This is a genomic window from Endozoicomonas sp. ALE010 (assembly GCF_049310165.1).
GTDB lineage: Bacteria > Pseudomonadota > Gammaproteobacteria > Pseudomonadales > Endozoicomonadaceae > Endozoicomonas.
In genome coordinates, this window is the sequence record NZ_JBLYNV010000002.1 from 67,506 (window position 1) to 86,219 (window position 18,714).

Genomic DNA, 18,714 nt, shown 5'->3' on the forward strand with positions numbered 1-18,714 from the left:
CGGGAAATACTCTGAATAAGGTTTCACTTTTCGGATGGTTACTTATCAGAAGTAACACTGATTTCAGTGCTCAATATATTTTTTTCACCGGGCATTAACAATGCACCCGATGCCTGGTCCTTCGCATAGCGGGTTGCCTCAACGCAAACCATTGTTTCATAACCATCGTCGTTCATATCACCCATATTTCTGCTGGTTTCTTTCCATGGGTTCCAGATAACGGCGGAGTTATGACCGGCATTAACAACATGGATAATGCGTTGATTACCCCGGTCATGGATGGCGATGGTGGCTTCCGGGGCGGTATAAATCCGGTCAATGGGTTGATTGATGATCAGGGCTTCTGAGGTTTCGCAGGGCAGATCATTTTGCAGGCTATCAAGGTAGGAAGTGCCGACACCGGTAATCCAGGTTTCAGTGGTTGCGGCAATATTGAAGTAGCTGTGCAAAGCACCACTCCATTGCCAGGGGCGCTCACCGGTGTTGATCATTTCCAGGTCTATACGCAGGGTTGCTCCCAGGGTAAAGGTGAGAACGGCACTGAAATCATGGGGCCAGATCTCTCGGGTCTGTTCGGAGGTACAGAGTTTCAGGCGAATGGTAACAGCCTGTTCATTTTCCCCGTGATCCAGCAACTGCCAGGGGCTGATTCGGGCAAACCCGTGCGAAGGCGCACTGACCGGGCCAAACCAGGGCCAGCAGACAGGAACGCCACCACGTATCGCTTTGCCTTGTGAGAAAATTGCTTTCTTGCTGAGCCAGATAACGTCCTGATGCCCGGTCGGTTTGTACTGAAGCAGATGGCCCCCGTGGAGGGATATTGCCGCCTCACATTCACGGCTCTGAATTTTCAGAATGGTCAGGCCATTCAGGCTATGCCTGGTAATGTTGGGGCTGAGAGTTGATTCGGTAGACAGGTCGCTGGTGAACATTGGGTGAACCATTTTTTTAGTAACAGTGCCGATTATGGAAAGTGGTAACAACTTACGTTTTTTCGTTGTGCCTTGTCAGGAAAAGCCGGGGCTCAAACAAAAAAACAGGTTACCGCAGGGGCTTTGCAGCTAAACAAGGTGTTATTCAGATGCAATGTCCGGGAAGGTACTCTGCAGAGGCGGCTGAAGCCAGTTATCGATAATCAATATAGCTTTATTCTTACAGTCTTCTATCACGCTTTTATCATCAACCTTCAGTGAATCAAGGGCTGTTTTTATTTTGGCAATGATTGGCTCACGCATGGCAAGCAGCTCATCCCTGATGGGCAGGGAAAGTATGCTGATCGATTGCAGGATATACAGGTCATCGGCTGCCAGGTCCGGCGCAAACAGAACCAGCCGGAGAACGGTAAGGGTCACCAGGTTTTCCACATTATCCAGTGTTTCCTGATCGATCACATTATCACTCTGGCGGTCAGTATCGATTGCTATGATTGCCTGATAATAGCTGTTGGCGATAGAGGTAATGATCTGGATCAGTTGCGTCCGCATATCCAGTTCCGGTTTGCCAAAATAGAATTTCTGGCGGCGAAAAGAGTCGGTCATTTCCTGGTTGGCAAAATTGACACCAACCATCTCTTCCTCCGGGTAGAAGGAGACGACATTGAGCATCTTCAGCCGGGACCAGGCGTAAATCTTCTTTCTTAATGAGTCAGTAGTACCATATTCAAAAATATTGACAAAAAAATGCGCCATCGACTGGCTGATCACATCCACCGTTTTTTCGTCATGGACCAGTGCTTTCACCATGGCCTGGGTTGAGAATCCCACGGCTGCCAGCAGGTAATCACCATAAGATGCCCACGTGTCCAGCACATCTTGTGATTTGGCTGTCATCTGTATGTCATGTTTAAGGCCCCAGCCTTGCAGCATTTTCAGGTAGATATTGCTGATGTCCTGTTTGGCAAATGCCGGATCCAGGGCTTTCAGGGCAGCGAAAACCTGCCGGGTAAAGTGTTCAATGTCACCCTGCTCCCTGAGTATCTCAAAGGCTGGGTTCAGTCGTGCTACTGCCAGGGTTTTCATCACCAGGTTGTCTTCCGTAAATTCGGCGTGAAAATAACGCTGGGTATAAGCAGCCAGGGCCAGTGTGGCCGCCGCCCGGGACTGTGGATAATGTTCCGGGTGAGCCAGCAGATGACTGGACAGGCTCCAGTAACGGGTGAGCAGGCCTTCCAGTGTGGCACGGTATGAGCGGCTGGTCTGGGCTTCAATGCTGAGCTTGCGGTTAAGGGCATTGACTTTGTTGGCCAGCTCGTCCTGGATCTGTTTATCCTCTGACGACAGAATGCCCGTGGTGCTGCCAATCCCGTTTTTGATCACCGTTTGCAGGTGCACAATGGCCGGTTCGCCCAGGGAACGCAGGCCAAATTCGAACATGGAGGTCAACAGGTAGTAAGACGCCAGATTCCAGTAGGGAGGATTGCCAGCCACTAGCCGCTTGACAGTCAGGGGTTCAAGGATGGCCACCAGTATTGAATAGCCCAGGGCAGTACCCTGGATGGTGATCGTGGATATGGTTTCCTTGTCCGGAAGGTAGCTCTGATACCAGGATTTGCTCGGGGCCCGTGGCCGTGGTTTCCCGGAAGGCAGTTGGGGAATCTGGCTGATCCATGGTATATCGGGGAATTCCGGCAGATCCTGTGCTGAACCATCCGGGGAGGAAAGCCTGAACCAGGTGGTCAGTTGCTGCTGATACCAACGCCTCACCTTTGAACTTGTTTTGTATTCAGGTTCCAGTATTTCCAGGGCCCTCACGACTTCAGGGATCAGTTCTTGATGATACAGTGGCCGAAAGGCCAGCAGGGTTGAACGGATCAGGCTGTCATCATTGGTAACTTCAACGTTTTCCCGATAATGCTGAACCAGCGCAGCGGCCAGCAAACCGGCACTGGCCTGGTCGTCATCGACCCTCTGCAGGTTGAAAGCTTCTGCCAGGTTGACCACCAGGGCCTCCAGGGCGCGCTGGGCATTGGAACGGGCAAAGTTGGGCTGTTCGGCCAGAATGGCAGTGGCATTTTTTTGCAGGGTGTTGAAGTAATGGTTGGCGAATTCCCCGGTGGGCGATGTCGAACTGCCTTTGCCGGTATCAATGGCCCCCCAGTTTTCCAGGCTGCGGCGGGAATTGGAGGAGAACCGTTCAATGTTTGCTTTGGTGGTTGCCATCCCGGTTACCCTGGCAAAATGGTCCACCACGGTGTAGACCACCGGTGTCTTCTTTTTGTCCAGGAAATGGAGAAGTACCGCCGGCACAGAGACCCCCATAATGAAAATGGCGTTTCTGATGTAGTGCTCAGGAACCCCCTTGAGGACGGACTGGATGACCCCGGGCCTGGTTCCCTTTTCGGACATGATGGCCATGCCCTCCAGTTCCTCTATGGCACCGTTTTCAAAGTCGCTGCAGTCTTGATAACTGATCTGCCACTGGTTCAGGAGATCGCAGTAACGCAGGTTAATCAATGTTGAGCGTCGGACCAGTGGATCCATGGTCTGTAGATGGCGCTGGATGTCGTTGCGAAACTCCGGAATATCGGACCAGTCAATATGGTAATTGAAATGGGTCCTGATGCTGTCAGCTCCGTCACTGGCCCTGGCTTCGGGATGAATGTAAACCATGGTCTGTACGGCGAGGGCAATCATGGCACTGGCCCGGTCATAATCGCCATCAGTCAAAGCGAGTCTGGCGGTGGAGGCGATGTTGTCCAGAATGTCCTGCAGACGGAAATAGGTTTTTCTCGCTTTCTGGGCATTCATGCTGAGAATGGAAAAGGTAAACAGAGAACGGAACAGGAGATCGGTTTGCAGATCATCGGTCTGCTTTTTCAGATGTTCGTCCGACAGCGTTTTGTAACTGAGGCTCTCCAGCCGGGCGCTGAGATTGTCGGTCAAATGCTGGCTGGTTGAACGCCGGATATTACTGCCGTGGATTTTCAGTAAGGTTTGGAGAAAGGTGTAATTATGCTGTTTTAAATAATTTTTACTGATGTTCAGGGCAATTTCTGAACTTAATGGCACCAGGCCCCAGGCAACCGCCGTTTTCAGAGTGTTCACCAGACGACTGATCTCCCCGTTTTTGCTTTGCTCCGCTTGCTTCTGCCGGTCAGTTTCAGCCTGATGAACCGCTGCAAAGACGCTGGTACCGGAATATGGCAGCAAACTTGCCATTAACAGGCATAAAAACATAAGAAGAATACGGTAGTAGCAATAACCTGTTTTCATTGAGATAAGAAACCGGAGTGATAAATATCTAACCACTCAAAATAGGCTGTAATGCGCCTGGTGGTGATAAATATTTGTTATTTATGTTTTGATTTTTTTTATAAGAGATTTTTTTATAAGAGCGAACGATGATTCAATGGGAGTTTTTTCTCCTGAATTTAGGGTTTTGTTGATTTGTTTGTCCGAATGTAACAACTTATAAAGTTTTTTATTTCGTTCTTTTTTTGAAACTGGTAATTGAATGAAATAACCATTATTTTTCTATTGTTGTTTCAGGGTTGAACAGAGAGGTCAGGGAGTCAATTCTCTTTGACAACCTCCCGCCGGTAATGGGCTGCATCTGGCTCGTGAACAGGTTTTCAGGCTGATAGTGGACTTCCGTGTTTGTTATTCGGCTTATTTTAGGCCGTATTAAAGGGGCGAGGTTATCTGTTTCGGAGGTTTCTGAATGAGTTCTGATCCTGAGTTCAGCAAATGGCGGAAACGGTTCTGGCCGGTTCACAGTCATGAGCTGAAAAAGCTTATCCCCATGATTTTGATGTTCTACCTTATTCTTTTTAATTATACGATTCTCAGGGACACCAAAGATACCCTGGTGGTCACCGGTGCCGGTTCCGGTGCCGAGATTATCCCATTTCTGAAACTCTGGGTTAATGTCCCTTTTGCTATCGGGTTTACCCTGATTTATTCGCGCATGAGTAACCTGGTGAGAAGGAATACACTTTTTTACCTGGTGATTACCACATTTATCCTGTTCTTTGTTTTCTTTGCGCTCTGGCTCTATCCCAACCGCGATACCCTGCACTTTCATGATACATCGGACTATCTGCAAAGTGTTTTACCACCGGGGTTCAAGGGGCTGATTGCGGTGATGCGTAATTGGACCTTCTCTCTGTTTTATGTCATGTCGGAGTTGTGGGGCAGTGTCTGCCTGTCGATGCTGTTCTGGGGATTTGCCAACCATATCAATACCATTGCCGAGTCAAAACGGTTTTATGCCCTGTTTGGCATGATGGGCAATCTGGCGCTGCCCACGGCAGGTTATTTTGTCTATATTGCCTCCGGAGTCAGGGAGAACCTGCCGGAAGGTGTGGATTGCTGGGGGTATTCCCTTAATCTGATGACCGCGGTTCTGACGCTGGGCGGGGCGTTGATTATTTTGATTTACTGGTGGATAAACCGTTATGTCCTGAGTGATCCCAGCTTATACCATCAGCTGGGTGCCCATGAGCCAGCTAATGAAAAACTGAGCCTGTCCCTGCGCGACAGCCTGAAAATGATTATTCATTCCAGATATCTCCTGTGCATTGCCCTGCTGGTGATCAGCTACGGGGTGTGCATCAACATGGTGGAGGTTACCTGGAAAAATCAGCTTCGTATGCAGTTTCCGGACCCGAATAATTACAACCAGTTTATGGGGCTGTTTTCAACCTGCACCGGGTTGGTGACGATCTTTATGATGCTGTTTCTCACCAATAATGTGATCCGGTATTTCGGCTGGACATTCGCGGCGCTGTGCACGCCGGTCATATTATTGGTCACCGGGTCCCTGTTTTTCTGTTTTGTCCTGTTCCGGGACTGGTTGCCTGAAAGCCTGATACTCTCCCTGGGGATTGCCCCGTTAATGCTGACGGTGATTTTGGGGGCAATTCAGAATATTCTGAGTAAATCGACCAAATACGCCCTGTTCGACCCCACCAAGGAGATGAGTTATATCCCCCTGACGCCGGAACAGAAGGTAAAGGGCAAGGCGGCAGTGGATATTATTGGCAATCCCACCGGGAAATCCACGGGTTCATTGATACAGCAGATATTGATGGTGGTGCTGGGGTCACTGTCTGCCATTGCGCCCTATGTTGCGGTGATTGTTCTCTGTTTCTTCGCAATCTGGATTGCATCTGCCCGGTCGCTGGGCAGGCGGTTCACGGAAATCACTGAGCAGAAGCATATGGAATAAGCATCATGCTGCTTTTTTTTGATTATGGCTCGACCTCAGCATAAAAAAGCTGGCAGCGCTTGAGTTCGGTAAGGTAACGGTCCCTGAATGATGGTTCGATATCGGAAACACGCAGCCAGCTGGTTACGGCATTGCCGGAACTGATGGTTGCTACTCTTGGGTCAACAATGCGACAACGGACATTCTCAAACGTTATGGTGTTTGCCCCGGGATGGGTGACCTCATGCACCTTATGCCAGGCGGTCAGCATTTGCCCGGCTAATGTGCGTACACCGGGCAAGGTGCTTTGGTGTATTTTCTGCCAGACCTGATCGTCACCCATGGTAAAAAACAGATCATCGGCCCCGAGTTCTCCTGCCCTGACCAGCTGTTTCAGGGCATCGGCTGTCCAGAGATAGAGAACCCGTCCCCAGGCGGTAACAAAAATATGCCGGTTCAGTTCAATACTGGCATCGGCGGTCAGCCGCGCGGATTCCAGGCTTTTGGAATACCAGTGTTGCGATAACGGGTCAAAGAACAGGTCTGCCAGGATAGCATCGACCTGTTGTCTGGTGAGCTTTTTTCGTCTGGCAGCGCCCTGCACTATATAATCAAGCCGATCAGCAGCAAGGTCTGGTAGTGGCCGTTCCAGTCGGGTAAACGAGGGATTTTTTTTGGGGTGGACGGTTTCAGACGACAGGTGATGTCTGTTCAGGATCGGGGTAATGCTGTGTCTGTCCACAAAGTTGGTGAACTGTGAATCGTGATAGTCCGGGTTGCCTGCTGAGCTGTCAGAAAACAGGTAGTCAGACACATGGCTGAAGGTGCTGTGGGGCAAGTCATGGAGCAGACCGCTGACCTGTTCCGGGAAGGGGGCTCCGAAACGGTTGAGTAAATAGAAGACACCCAGAGAATGGTCGTAACGGGAGTAGGGTTCATTGTTACTGCCCTGTGAGTCCACCATCTGTATGGGGCCATACTGGTTGATATGTTTCAGCCTGTTGACTGCCGGGTGCGCCAGAAGGGAAGAGAGTAGCCGGGATTGATCATTTGCCATGGCCTTAAACGATATTGTTCCGTAAAAGGTGTCGATGCTGTCAATCTGGTTTTCAATATGACTTTCAATGTCAGTTTGATTGCCATCGGCGGACAGCTCATGGCTGATGATAACGATAAACGGTACCAGACAGCTCAATAATTTGATCATTGCTCAATTATGTATCCGGTGTGCCTGACTGTTTTATAAATGAACGTTATCAGCCAGGCTGTGCGACGTTGTCGTAATGTTTTACCTGTGGATGCCAACCGTGTATTACCTAGTGCAGCTAAGCGCTGTTACCCATACCGTTCGTCCTGAGCTTGTCGAAGGGCGGAAACTCCGGACTCTGATAGATCGTGCCAAGCACCCTTCGACTCCGCTCAGGGTGAACGTGGTGTATGGGTAATAACGCTTAGCCGCAGTAGGGCAGTCTATTCTCGGACAGCCTCCTAAGTAAACATGGCCTGGATGACCACCGACAAGTGTAGCCAGCAGGCCGGGATCTGCAAAAAAATCAAACAGGGGTTGTCGGAATTGGCGTTTTACACAAAGAATCAGCGGCTAAACGCCAGAACTTTGTGTTCCATAAACCGGATCAGCACTGTCAAAACGCCCGTCATGGCCAGATAGATCAGGCCAGCCATGGTGAACACCGTTAATGTGTCGTAAGTTTGTGCGTTCAGTCTGGCCGCATAGCCCATTAAGTCCATCAGGGTAATGGTACTGGCCAGGGACGAACCTTTCATAACCAGAATGACCTCGTTGCCATAGGCGGGCAGTGCCCGGCGCACGGCATGGGGCAGGATGACCCGCAGCAGTGCCTGTCTGTTGGTCATGCCCAGCGCCATACAGGCTTCCCGGTCACTGTTTGGCACGGCATCAATGGCTCCCTTGAATAACAAGGTAGAATAGGCGGCTGAGTTCAGTGCCAGGGCCAACATGGCGCAGAACCAGGGTTGGCTTAACCAGGGCCAGAGAACGCTGTTTCTGATGGCGTCAAACTGAGCCGGACCGTAATAAATCAGAAATATCTGGATCAGCAATGGCGTGCCGGTAAACAGCAGAATCTGCAGTTTGACCAGCCAGGTCAGCGGCCTCACTTTCAGGGCAAGCACCAGGGTGAACAGGATGGCCAGCACCAGCCCGGTAAACAGGCTGACCAGGGTCAGTTCCAGTGTGGTGCCAAGACCTTTCAGCAGCTCGGGTAAATAGTCCATATTCATGCGGTGGCCTCACCGGGGTTGACTGGTTTGTCAACGGGCATTTCTGTCACGCCGTTACTGGACGTCAGGTGTCTATTAAATCGGGATTTCATGCGTTCCAGTATATGCTGGCTGACCAGGGTAATTGCCAGGTAAATAAGGGCGGCAACACCATACCAGGTAAATGGTTCATAGGTACTGGCGGCAGTCATCCTGGCCTGGAGCAGTAAATCGTTGACACCAATCAGGGCAACCAGCGCCGTATCTTTCAGCAGTACCAGCCACTGGTTACCCAGACCGGGCAGGGCGTGACGCCAGGTTTGCGGCAGGATAATGCGGAAAAAGCAATGGCTGCGGCTGATCCCCAGTGCTACCGCTGCTTCGGTCTGTCCTTTGGGGACCGCCATAAAAGCGCCGCGCAGGGTTTGTGAGGCGTAGGCCGAATAAATTAACGACAGGGCAAGGGTACCGGCAACAAACGGGCTGACTTCAATAAACTCATCCGTTAGCAGGAACAGGGCATGGGTTGAGCCAAAGTAGACGAAAAACACCACCAGGATTTCCGGTAGCCCACGCAATATGGCAACCAGGGTGCTGGTGGCGAGGGCAAGGGGTTTGCAGCGGCTGAGTTCGGCCAGGGAAAAAGCGACGGCCATTAACAGGCCCAGAACCAGTGATGACAGGGCAAGGCCCAGGGTCATCACGGTTGCTTTGGCGAAGAGAGTGGTCAGGCCCACAGTTATCTCACCTGTGCAGAGTTGAAATACTTGGCATGCAGCTGCTGGTAAACACCGCTCTCTTTTACCTGAGTGAGCGCCGTGTTCAGTTTTTCCACCAGGGGGTCACCTTGACGGGCCGCGATGCCCATGCCGATGCCAAAGTAATTGGCATCCTTCACTTCTTCACCCACGCTCTGGTATTGATCTTTGCCCTGCTGAACCAGCCACTCACGGGCAACCGCCGTATCGGCAAACACGGCATCAACCCGACCATTGGTCATATCCAGCAAGGCGTTCTGGTAGCTGTCGTATGGGCGGGTTTTCACGCCCTGTTTTTCCAGTTTGTCGATCAGATAGGCCTGGTGGGTACTACCATTTTGTACTCCGACGGTTTTACCCTTCAGATCTTTGGCTTCTTTAACATCACTGTTGATGCCAGCCACAAAGATGGCTGAGTTTTCATAATAGGGCTGGGTAAAGGCGACCTGTTCCAGTCGTTTCGGGGTGATATCCATGCCGGAAATGATGGCATCAAAGCGACGGAATTTCAGGCCGGGGATCAAACTGTCAAACGGCTGGTTGTTGAACTCGCAGGTGGCATCCAGTTCGGCGCAGATGGCATTGGCCAGTTCAACGTCAAAACCCGTCAGCTCATTCTGTTCATTAAAGAACTCGAAAGGAGGATAGGTCGCCTCCATACCAAAACGAATGGTGTCCTGCGCCTGGCTTATCCCGGAAAAAGACAGGGAGGCGAAGGCAGTACTGGCCAGGGCGACAGTGGCAATTATTTTTTTCATCGGGCTTTCCTTAATGACAGCTGGTTCTTGCAAGCAGTGGGTTGTTGGTTGCGATTGAATTAATGTTGCAGGTAACGTTTAAATGCACGGGTTTGTGGGGCAGTGAATCGTTCAGCAGTCCCTTCCTCGACAATTTCTCCGTTTTCCAGATAGACTACGCGGCTGGCGATTTTCCGGGCAAAGTCCACTTCGTGGGTGACCACCACCATGGTAATGCCAGACGCCTGCAGCTCGTTGATAATGGCCACCACCTGATTGGTAATGGCCGGGTCCAGGGCAGCGGTGGGTTCATCAAACAATAATACTTCCGGAGAGAGCATCAGCGCCCGGGCAATGGCTACCCGCTGCTGCTGGCCACCGGACAGGGAAGCGGGCCAGGCATTGGCTTTATCCGCCAGCCCCATCCGTTGCAGCAGTCCCATGGCCTTGTCTCTGGCCCCTGCTTTGGGCATACCCTGTTGAACAGGAGCTTCCACCAGGTTCTCCAGAACCGTCATATGGGGCCACAGATGATACTGCTGGAAAACCATGCCGACTTTGCGTCGCAGCTGGCAGGCTTTTGCTGATGTAGTCGAGGATGATGGTTTCTGGTGTTTTTTTTGTGGAAAACTGAATTCCATATCGGCTATGTTGAGAGTGCCCTGATCCGGACTCTCAAGAAGGTTCAGCATGCGTAATAGCGTACTTTTTCCTGCTCCGCTGGAACCCAGTAATACCGTTGTTTCACCTTTACTGATGCTGAAGCTGATGTCCCTCAGAACCTGATGGACACCAAAGGATTTGCTAAGGCTCTGTACTGCGATGCCCATTGCCTGAATCTTCTTATTGCCGGTTGAAATTTATGGCTGAATTGTCCTGTACTGATTGGGTAAAATCAACAAAAAAATGAATAAAAATGCATATTGCAAAGGTAAGGGTCTATAATTGACGCCAATTTATAACGCTCACCCTTCGAACACATCCAGCAAGTGGAAAATCGAAGGTTGTGCTGGTTTTTGGATATATGATTGATTAAAAATGCTGCATTACTCAGAATTTTCCGATAACGGATAACCCTGAAAACAGCATTTTTTCTGGAAGGTTATTTGACGACTATGACTAGCCAAAAACAGGATGCCCTGGTTCGCTCTTTCCGTCAGTTGCTTAAAGAAGAGCGCTGCGGCTCCCAGGGCCAGATGGTGACTCTTCTGCAGGAGCAGGGGTTTGACAATATCAGTCAGTCCAAGGTATCGCGCATGCTCAGCCGTTTTGGTGCGGTCCGGGCGCGCAATGCATTGAATGAGCTGGTTTACTGCCTGCCTCCTGAGCTGGGCAAGATGGATTCCAGTATTGCGGTAAAAGATCTGGTAGAAGACGTTAGCCATAATGAGTCCATGATTGTGATCAAAACCAGCCCGGGTGCCGCCCAGATGATCGCCAGGCTCCTGGACTCTATTGGCGTAAAAGGTGGGATTATGGGGTGTGTGGCGGGGGATGACACCATTCTTGTGGTACCTGCCAGTGTGCAGGAGATTAAAGAGATTACGCTGAGTATTGCCGGGATGTTTAACCCGGATATTTCATAAACGTGCTCCCGATCTCGCTTGTCCTTTGCCGCTCTAAGGGAGTTTTGCTCAGTCGACCGTACCCCCGGTACGGCGCTCCTTCACAAAATCCCTTAGAGCGACAAAGTCCTTCGCGATATTCGGGGCAGTTTATGAAATATCCGGGTTAACTGAGTGTTCCTGTTTTTGCAGGAACACTCTTTGTGTCCGGAGCAGTTGGTAGCAATGCTTTACCAGTGATCCGATGAGTGGTTCAGACTGGTGCACGTTGATAAAATATCCGGGTTAAGACGTTGACGAGCGGGAGGGATCTTCAAAATACAATGTAATGGTGTTGGCAGGAAAAAAAATCTTGTTTTCACCTGGCAGGATGCCGGGATGTGATGAGTGAAGTAATGTTGAATTACTTGATATTTTCGAGAATAACCATTTTGGGTCGTATCTCAATCTGCCACGAATTTTACCCTGTTCCAGGTAAACCGATGGATCTACTCTCTGGTCTATTTCAGTAGCAGGGATTTTAAAGCTGATAAACAGTAATTGGCCGGATTTGAGGTGACAGCATGCCTGCCCCTGAAGTGTGGATTTCGCTCTGGGTGTACCTTTCAGGCTGACAATATCGGTATCGAGCAGTTTGTTAAAAAGCGACGTAATTGTATTGTAAACTTTCTGCTGACCTTTCGTTAAGATGGGAATATGTAGTAAATGTTGTGTCGCTGAATCTTTTTTAAAAATTTTTATGCTGTTTTTAGCAAGGTGAATGGGGTTGGGTGGGGTATGCTGCTGCGCTTCTTTCAAAAAGCATCGGGCAGGCATTGAGATAACTTTCTTTACCATCGCCTCGTCATCAAATAACAAATTACCTGATATAGCGTACTTTTTTTGCAGTGTGTGCAGCGGTAATCCGCTGTTTGATAAATCCTTTTTGAAGTGTACCTGAATGCGCAGTCTACTTCCCCCGGGGGAAAAGCTGGCAAAACCTGCGCTAAGTTCTTTATTGATATATCCAAAGTTAGCGGTTATTACTTTTCCGTTCCATGCTCTGAGCGTGTTTATAATGGCATAGTGGTTAACAGAAGGTATCTCAGGTAGTGCTTTGGCTGAAGTTGCCTGATCAACAGTCGTCTTACCAGCAACGATGATACCTGATTTCGATTTTTCCTTTTTGCACAAGGAAGCGGTTTGCGTCAGTGTGCCGTTTTGCCTGCCAGTTCCCTTCCCATCAGAGAGCGTGGTGTTTGCAAAGATGGGCTCTCCCTTTAAAGTGCTCGGAGCAGGTGGTTTATCGGTATCTGATGGATCAATATACCTTCTGCCTTCCACTATTTGCAGTAACCCTTCGCATATAGGGTTTTCTTCAGGTCTGGGACTGTAGTCTGGAACGGCAAACGGGTTATGAAAGGCTGCCGTGCCCATTTTTTTTACCTCTGAAGAGGTAGGGGTCCACACTGAAGAGGTGGGGGGAGGCAGTGGCAGGGTGGTAACGGGACATAGTTTTGTTTCCAGTGAATCGATACTCCCCGTCTCACGTCCCAACCATAACAAGCGTGTGGTAGGGATCAGGGGTTGTAGATATTGTGACCCACATGGGTGAATCACCCTCAATGTCTGGTTCATAATGGCGAACATTACCTGGTTGAGGTTACTTCAAGAATGTAGGAGCTGGGAGGCTGACCGAGAATAGCCTCCCTGGAGCCTGTCCCAAAATAGTTTCGACAAGCACAGCAATCAGGACGAACGTAACTTTGAAACTCAGAAATCTGGAAACTATTTCGGGACAATCCCTTATTAAGAAAGCAAATCTGGTAAATAGTTCCCGCTTTAGCCGTTTTGATGCCTGGTAAGTATTTCTCACGCTTGCCTGCTGGTGGTGTTTTTCTGTTATTATTGACCATTTTTTCAAGGCATTAACCAGCATGAACCAGGCGACACTGACCTTTGATAAAGTGTCTGACCCAAAGGTTGTGATCACTCTTCAGGGCAGCTGGACGGTTAGTGGTGTTTTGCCAGCCCTGGATCAGCTTTCTGCTTTACCGGATTATGATCAATTAAAAACCGTTGCCTTTATTACCGGTGATGACTTCTCGTGGGACTCCAGACTGCTGGCCTGGCTATTGGCCTGCCAGCGCATGCTGGAGCCTTCCCATTGCCAGCTTGATCTCAGTGGCCTGCCTGAGGACGTAAAAGATCTGTTCAGGCTTGCCAATACCGTACCGCCCAATAAGGCCTTGCCGGATAGAAACCCATCCCTGTTGCATCGGCTGGTCGACCGGGTTGCCCGCCTGGGTGATGAGGCGATGGAGCTGTTGGCGTTTATTGGCGAACTGGCACTGTCCCTGTGCCGCTGGTTGTCCCGGAAAGGATCCGCCCGCTGGTCCGATATTATCAGCTTTTGCCATCAATCCGGGCCTTCTGCCTTGCCGATTATCACGCTGCAAAGTGTTCTGATCGGGATGATTCTTGCTTATCTGGGTATGGTCCAGCTCCGACAGTTTGGTGCCGAGGTGTATGTCGCCAATCTGGTGGGGGTTGGCATGGTGCGTGAGATGGGAGCATTGATGACGGCGGTGATTATGTCCGGTCGAACCGGTGCCGCCTATGCCGCCCAGCTGGGCACCATGCAGGTTAATGAAGAGATTGATGCATTGACAACTCTGGGCATAAAACCCATGGATTATCTGGTGTTACCCAGAACCCTGGCCCTGATTCTGACCATTCCTCTGCTCTGTCTGTACAGTAATATTCTGGGCATGCTCGGGGGTGGGCTGGTGGCTACCAGTATGGATATTAGCTGGTTGATGTTCCTTTACCAGCTCCAGGATGCTATTTCTTTTGGTGATATCATGACCGGCGTTGCCAAGAGCTTTCTGTTTGCCCTGATGATTGCCATGGCCGGGTGTCGTGCCGGCCTGGCTTGTGGTCGTTCCTCCGCTGCGGTAGGGCAGGCGACGACCAACGCGGTAGTGACCGCCATTATTTATCTGGTGGTGGCCGATGCTGGACTGAATATCCTTTTTTATCACCTGGGAATTTGAGCATGGGGCAACTGCAGCAGGAAGGTCAGGAGGTGGTGATTGAAGCCCGTGGCTTGACCATGAAGTATGGTAGCAACCTGATTCAGTCCAACCTGCATTTTCAAATCAGCAAAGGTGATGTGTTTGTCATTATGGGGGGCAGTGGCTGCGGTAAAAGCACGCTCCTGAAACATATGATTGGGCTCTACCAGCCGACAGAGGGCGATATCCTGTTTGGCGGGCAGAGTTACTTTGCCGCATCCCCGGAGCAACAGTTGGCGATGCGTAAACGCTGGGGCGTTACCTATCAGGGGGGCGCGTTGTTCAGTGATAAGACACTGGCTGAGAATGTTGCCCTGCCACTGGCACAGTATACGACACTGTCTAGTAAAGATATTCAGGATATGGTGCGTTATAAACTGGCACTGGTGGGTTTGGCCGGTTTTGAAGACTTTTACCCATCCCGGATCAGTGGTGGTATGTGTAAGCGTGCAGGGCTGGCCAGGGCCATTGCCCTGGACCCGGATATCCTGTTTTTTGATGAACCCTCGGCTGGACTGGACCCTCTCAGTGCCAGACGACTGGATGACCTGATTCTGCAATTAAGAGATTCCACCGGTGCCACGGTCGTTATTGTCACCCATGAGCTGGCCAGTATTTTTGCCATTGGCAGTAATGGGGTCTACCTCGATGCCAACAGCAAAACCCAGCTGGATACCGGGTCTCCCGACTATATGCTTAACCACAGTAAACACGATCTGGTCAGAGCGTTTCTGTCCAGAGGTGAGTGTTAAGGATGGGGGAATTTAAAAGCGACTCTACGAATCAATCAGTGAGGCTCGCTTTTCCGAGAGAAGCCTATGAATAGAAAATCCTTGTCAGTATCCGTTGGCCTTTTTGTCATCCTGATCATCACCATGACGTTTGCCCTGGTGTTGTTTCTTAATGCGGATGGTTTTTCGAGGAAGGCTGTCCAGCGTTATCAGATCCTGTTTGACAGCTCGATCAAAGGCCTGAATGTTGGTGCTCCCGTGACTCTTCGCGGTGTGAAAATTGGTGAAGTGGTCACCATCAAGACCAAGTTGTATCACAATCATCAGAAGGTCTTGAATGTGGTCACCATTGATATGTACCCGGATGCCATCAGTGAGCATGATAGCAGTGACCAAAATGTGCTGGGACAGTTGCTGCAGCAGGGGCTCAGTGCCCAGGTTGGGCTGCAGAGTGTATTGACCGGGATGCTGTATATCGAGGTGGATTTTTTTGACTCTGTGCCGGAAATGCAGCCTGTGGCCACCGAGTATCCACAGATTCCCACGGTGCCCAATAACCTGGAAGAGTTTATTGAGCGGTTTGAGAGCATTAATATTGCGGAAATGGCCAGCAGTTTAACGGAAGTTCTTGATAATCTGTCCCGGCTGACCGGAGATGATCGCCTGAACAAACTGATTGATGATGTTGATAAGGCATTTGTCAGTATGGCAGCGATGTCCGATGAGATGACCTCAAGCATGGCGGGCATTCGCAAAGAATTTGCTGCCATGTCACAGGATTCCGGGGAAGTGACCGCATTGCTGAAAACCCATCTGCCTGCCGCCACGCAGCAGTTGAATGAAACCATGCTGCAACTCCAGCAGACCATGTCCGCAGCGGAAGAGACACTGGCACCTGACTCACCATTGATGTACCAGCTGACGCAGAGTTCAAAAGACATCAGTCGTGCTTCCAGGGCGGTGGACGATCTGGCGGACTTGCTGCAACGCCAACCCGATTCGATTATCTTTGGTAGACAGTCAGGAGACGTACGGTGAGCCGTTACCTTCGTATATTGAACCTTGTTATGGGTCAGAACGCTGCTGCTGCAAAGGCTTTTTTCCTGATCATATTGCTCTCGGGCTGTTCCGCCAGGAACCCCAACTATCATGATTATACGCTGGTGGCGGCAACGGTTTCACAAGAGCAGACTGTGCTGCCGGACACCGCTACACTGGGGGTTTTTCCGGTGAGTGTTGCCGGTTGGCTGGATAAGAAAACAATTACCTGGAGCGATGGTGGTGTTCGTTTACAGTCCTCTGCGAATGATCACTGGGGGGAGCCCTTGCCAGAGCTGCTGACACAGGCTATGGTGCAGAATCTGCGTCAACAGGTTCACTCTGGCACTTGGATAAGCTCCGGCCCCTGGGTCCGCAATAAACGCCCGGAAGTGGTCGCATTTGTTGATGTTCAGTCTATAGCGCTGGTGAACCGGCAGTTACAGATGAACGTGGCCTGGTCCCTGGAAGGGCAGGATCAGCAGGTCATTGCCCGGCAGGAGAGAGTCTATACCCTGCCGCTGGCGAGTGATGTTTCTACACAAGCTCTCGTTCAGACATTAAGCCAGGTCTGGGGGGGGGTTGCCAACGATATGCTTCAGGGTTTTCCCGGGCTTGGCAACTAAGGGCGCACGTGAGGCAATCTCCCCGGCAGGTGGTTCGGGGATGGTATCTTCGGACACCTTCCTGTGTTGATCTTCAGGCATGATGTTGCGCTTTCGGCAGCCTCTGAAGTGATTATTGTCAGTGTTCTCAAGTAATACAAAGTCGCCAATCCCATTTAAATCAAAGTTTTTCAACTGATCGTCAGTTACGGGGAAGTAGAAACCATAAGCATCAACAGCGCTCATAATGGTGCCCTTGTTATTTACTGTAATGACTGGCTTTTGCAACACTCTGGCAACCAGGGGGACGATGACTGTATACATCCATTTGCCATCACATTTGATGGCGTCCATACCGGTCATGCCATCGTGCTCGAAATCATTCGTTAAATAGAAGTAAAGGTCTTCTTCCGGCACAGAATCAGAATCCCGCCAGCTTTCGTCTTCATTGAAACGTGAATGATTGTTTTCGTAATCCTGTAGCCATTCTTTTGCTTCTTCATACACCTGTTGACGTAAGCTGTGAGCATCCCGGCCGGGGCGTTGCGCGCATGACACAAGGGCAGCATGGAAAAAACAATTGCCATCGCCGGGGACATCGACAACTTCGTACCCCTGGTTGTACACAATGTTGGAGGTGCTTTCAGATAAACTGCTGAGTATGTCACTCAGTCTATCGATGTCACGGGAAAATTTAGAAGGATTGGTAGAAAGGGTATTGTTTGGTGAGCAGGCATTGATAGCACAGTCCGTAGACATGACGGTAAGCACTCCAAAAACTGCTGCTGCGACGAAGCATCCTGAAGAGATCGCACTCAAGGTAAATGCTGCAGACACAATGGTAGAAGCCGCTGGGAATATACACACTGCCCAGCGCTTCCAGCTGGCCTGTGGTTGATCTGTCGGAGGCGCATCTCCGGATCGATCCACAGGACCGTTGGATAAAGGTGTTAGTAACGATTGTATCAAAGGAGTCTCACCGGAACGTTGTATCATTCCCAATCTTATTTCCATGCCCATCCGGGGCCTGGTTTAATATTCAGCCAATGCTGCCCAGAAGCCTCCTGGCTGCTCCGATCACGGTGTTAATCGCGTTGGGCTCAACACTGGCCAGCTTTTCAGTATCTGGCGTTTCATTGCAGGTACGGTTAACAATGACCCCGGCAACGCACCCGGCCTTAAGCCCCATGGCAGAACACATGGTCAGAAGGGTTGCGGACTCCATTTCATAGTTAAGCACCCCCATCGACTGCCACTCTGCCATAGAGCCCTGTAGCTCTTTTCTGACCCGCTGGGTGAAGGTGTCATAACGTTCCTGACCGGGGTAGAAGGTGTCGCTGGAGGCGGTAATACCTGTCCAGAAGTTAAGCCCGCCTTGTTCAGCGGTATCTACCAGTGCCCGGGTACACTGAAAGTCAGCAACGGCAGGATAGCTGATGGGGGCAAAATGTCGGCTGGCACCGTCCAGGCGGACGGAACCGGTGGTGATAATGACATCACCCACATTGATATGGGGCTGGATGGCACCTGTGGTGCCAACTCTCAGAAAAGTCCGGATGCCCAGTTGTGCCAGCTCTTCTACGGCAATAGATGTGGAGGGTCCACCGATACCGGTTGAACAAACCACGACAGACTGACCCTCCAGCTCCCCTCGCCATGAGGTGAACTCCCGGAGGCTGGCCAGCTTGATCGGGTTATCCATCAGTTCAGCAATACGTTCGACCCGCTCCGGATCGCCAGGGACAATGGCCAGTGTGGCACCATTCAGAACCTTCTGGCTCAGGCCGAGATGAAAAACTTCGCTACTGCTCATATATGCCTCTGGGAACGTCCCCT

At 50.6% G+C, this 18,714-nt stretch carries 16 protein-coding genes; 6 read left to right on the top strand and 10 right to left on the bottom strand.

From position 1 onward, the window contains the following. Positions 1–38: 38 nt before the first annotated feature. Entirely contained in the window at positions 39–932 is an 894-nt protein-coding gene (locus ACO6UY_RS01390; RefSeq protein ID WP_422488841.1) for a D-hexose-6-phosphate mutarotase, read from the bottom strand. 141 nt (positions 933–1,073) lie between these two features. After that, complete coding sequence (locus ACO6UY_RS01395) at positions 1,074–4,211, bottom strand: hypothetical protein (RefSeq protein ID WP_422488842.1); 3,138 nt, start codon at positions 4,209–4,211, stop codon at positions 1,074–1,076. 448 nt (positions 4,212–4,659) lie between these two features. Here ACO6UY_RS01395 and ACO6UY_RS01400 point away from each other — a divergent pair, with 448 nt between their 5' ends. After that, positions 4,660–6,168: an NTP/NDP exchange transporter gene (locus tag ACO6UY_RS01400; RefSeq protein WP_422448883.1), complete on the top strand. Its 1,509-nt coding sequence runs from the start codon at positions 4,660–4,662 to the stop codon at positions 6,166–6,168. Positions 6,169–6,190: 22 nt separating this feature from the next. On the opposite strand, the gene ACO6UY_RS01405 is transcribed toward ACO6UY_RS01400, so the two are convergent. The 5 genes from ACO6UY_RS01405 to ACO6UY_RS01425 all read right to left on the bottom strand — a co-directional run bounded on the left by ACO6UY_RS01405 (position 6,191) and on the right by ACO6UY_RS01425 (position 10,713). Next, entirely contained in the window at positions 6,191–7,354 is a 1,164-nt protein-coding gene (locus tag ACO6UY_RS01405) for a hypothetical protein (protein ID WP_422488844.1), read from the bottom strand. Between the two features lie 386 nt (positions 7,355–7,740). Then, positions 7,741–8,403: an arginine ABC transporter permease ArtM gene (gene artM, locus ACO6UY_RS01410; protein WP_422488845.1), complete on the bottom strand. Its 663-nt coding sequence runs from the start codon at positions 8,401–8,403 to the stop codon at positions 7,741–7,743. A 2-nt stretch (positions 8,404–8,405) separates the two neighbouring features. Beyond that, on the bottom strand, positions 8,406–9,125 hold the full coding sequence (gene artQ, locus ACO6UY_RS01415; protein ID WP_422459922.1) for an arginine ABC transporter permease ArtQ: 720 nt from the start codon (positions 9,123–9,125) through the stop codon (positions 8,406–8,408). A 2-nt stretch (positions 9,126–9,127) separates the two neighbouring features. Beyond that, positions 9,128–9,904: a transporter substrate-binding domain-containing protein gene (locus tag ACO6UY_RS01420; protein WP_422448875.1), complete on the bottom strand. Its 777-nt coding sequence runs from the start codon at positions 9,902–9,904 to the stop codon at positions 9,128–9,130. 59 nt (positions 9,905–9,963) lie between these two features. Continuing rightward, positions 9,964–10,713, bottom strand: a complete 750-nt coding sequence (locus ACO6UY_RS01425; protein ID WP_422459920.1) for an ATP-binding cassette domain-containing protein — start codon at positions 10,711–10,713, stop codon at positions 9,964–9,966. A 285-nt stretch (positions 10,714–10,998) separates the two neighbouring features. Here ACO6UY_RS01425 and argR point away from each other — a divergent pair, with 285 nt between their 5' ends. Next, positions 10,999–11,469 (top strand): transcriptional regulator ArgR, encoded by a 471-nt coding sequence (gene argR, locus ACO6UY_RS01430; RefSeq protein WP_422448871.1) that lies wholly within the window; start codon positions 10,999–11,001, stop codon positions 11,467–11,469. Positions 11,470–11,733: 264 nt separating this feature from the next. On the opposite strand, the gene ACO6UY_RS01435 is transcribed toward argR, so the two are convergent. Next, positions 11,734–12,864, bottom strand: a complete 1,131-nt coding sequence (locus ACO6UY_RS01435; protein WP_422488846.1) for a hypothetical protein — start codon at positions 12,862–12,864, stop codon at positions 11,734–11,736. Positions 12,865–13,364: 500 nt separating this feature from the next. On the opposite strand from ACO6UY_RS01435, the gene ACO6UY_RS01440 reads away from it, so the two are divergent. The 4 genes from ACO6UY_RS01440 (at position 13,365) to ACO6UY_RS01455 (ending at position 16,899) form a co-directional block, all read left to right on the top strand. After that, positions 13,365–14,483: an ABC transporter permease gene (locus ACO6UY_RS01440; protein WP_422448867.1), complete on the top strand. Its 1,119-nt coding sequence runs from the start codon at positions 13,365–13,367 to the stop codon at positions 14,481–14,483. 2 nt (positions 14,484–14,485) lie between these two features. After that, positions 14,486–15,256 carry an ABC transporter ATP-binding protein gene (locus ACO6UY_RS01445; RefSeq protein WP_422448865.1) on the top strand — a complete coding sequence of 257 codons (771 nt, stop codon included), beginning with the start codon at positions 14,486–14,488 and terminating at the stop codon, positions 15,254–15,256. Positions 15,257–15,322: 66 nt separating this feature from the next. Next, positions 15,323–16,273, top strand: a complete 951-nt coding sequence (locus ACO6UY_RS01450; protein WP_422459914.1) for an MlaD family protein — start codon at positions 15,323–15,325, stop codon at positions 16,271–16,273. A gap of 29 nt (positions 16,274–16,302) precedes the next feature. Continuing rightward, a complete protein-coding gene (locus tag ACO6UY_RS01455) occupies positions 16,303–16,899 on the top strand; it encodes a PqiC family protein (RefSeq protein ID WP_422488848.1) in 597 nt (198 codons plus the stop codon). Here the strand turns inward: ACO6UY_RS01455 and ACO6UY_RS01460 are convergent. Both ACO6UY_RS01460 and udp read right to left on the bottom strand, forming a co-directional pair. Beyond that, a complete protein-coding gene (locus ACO6UY_RS01460) occupies positions 16,834–17,898 on the bottom strand; it encodes a hypothetical protein (RefSeq protein WP_422488850.1) in 1,065 nt (354 codons plus the stop codon). The two genes, ACO6UY_RS01455 and ACO6UY_RS01460, sit on opposite strands and share 66 nt — an antisense overlap. 19 nt (positions 17,899–17,917) lie before the next feature. After that, positions 17,918–18,691 (bottom strand): uridine phosphorylase, encoded by a 774-nt coding sequence (gene udp, locus ACO6UY_RS01465; protein WP_422448857.1) that lies wholly within the window; start codon positions 18,689–18,691, stop codon positions 17,918–17,920. Between the last annotated feature and the right edge of the window lie 23 nt (positions 18,692–18,714).

Excerpts from the sequence above, each read along its gene's own strand:
- ACO6UY_RS01390 (WP_422488841.1), bottom strand. The coding sequence starts at position 932 with ATGTTCACCAGCGACCTGTCTACCGAATCAACTCTCAGCCCCAACATT.
- ACO6UY_RS01395 (WP_422488842.1), bottom strand. The coding sequence starts at position 4,211 with ATGAAAACAGGTTATTGCTACTACCGTATTCTTCTTATGTTTTTATGC.
- ACO6UY_RS01400 (WP_422448883.1), top strand. The coding sequence starts at position 4,660 with ATGAGTTCTGATCCTGAGTTCAGCAAATGGCGGAAACGGTTCTGGCCG.
- ACO6UY_RS01405 (WP_422488844.1), bottom strand. The coding sequence starts at position 7,354 with ATGATCAAATTATTGAGCTGTCTGGTACCGTTTATCGTTATCATCAGC.
- artM (WP_422488845.1), bottom strand. The coding sequence starts at position 8,403 with ATGGACTATTTACCCGAGCTGCTGAAAGGTCTTGGCACCACACTGGAA.
- ACO6UY_RS01420 (WP_422448875.1), bottom strand. The coding sequence starts at position 9,904 with ATGAAAAAAATAATTGCCACTGTCGCCCTGGCCAGTACTGCCTTCGCC.
- ACO6UY_RS01425 (WP_422459920.1), bottom strand. The coding sequence starts at position 10,713 with ATGGGCATCGCAGTACAGAGCCTTAGCAAATCCTTTGGTGTCCATCAG.
- argR (WP_422448871.1), top strand. The coding sequence starts at position 10,999 with ATGACTAGCCAAAAACAGGATGCCCTGGTTCGCTCTTTCCGTCAGTTG.
- ACO6UY_RS01435 (WP_422488846.1), bottom strand. The coding sequence starts at position 12,864 with ATGGGCACGGCAGCCTTTCATAACCCGTTTGCCGTTCCAGACTACAGT.
- ACO6UY_RS01440 (WP_422448867.1), top strand. The coding sequence starts at position 13,365 with ATGAACCAGGCGACACTGACCTTTGATAAAGTGTCTGACCCAAAGGTT.
- ACO6UY_RS01445 (WP_422448865.1), top strand. The coding sequence starts at position 14,486 with ATGGGGCAACTGCAGCAGGAAGGTCAGGAGGTGGTGATTGAAGCCCGT.
- ACO6UY_RS01450 (WP_422459914.1), top strand. The coding sequence starts at position 15,323 with ATGAATAGAAAATCCTTGTCAGTATCCGTTGGCCTTTTTGTCATCCTG.
- ACO6UY_RS01455 (WP_422488848.1), top strand. The coding sequence starts at position 16,303 with ATGGGTCAGAACGCTGCTGCTGCAAAGGCTTTTTTCCTGATCATATTG.
- ACO6UY_RS01460 (WP_422488850.1), bottom strand. The coding sequence starts at position 17,898 with ATGGGCATGGAAATAAGATTGGGAATGATACAACGTTCCGGTGAGACT.
- udp (WP_422448857.1), bottom strand. The coding sequence starts at position 18,691 with ATGAGCAGTAGCGAAGTTTTTCATCTCGGCCTGAGCCAGAAGGTTCTG.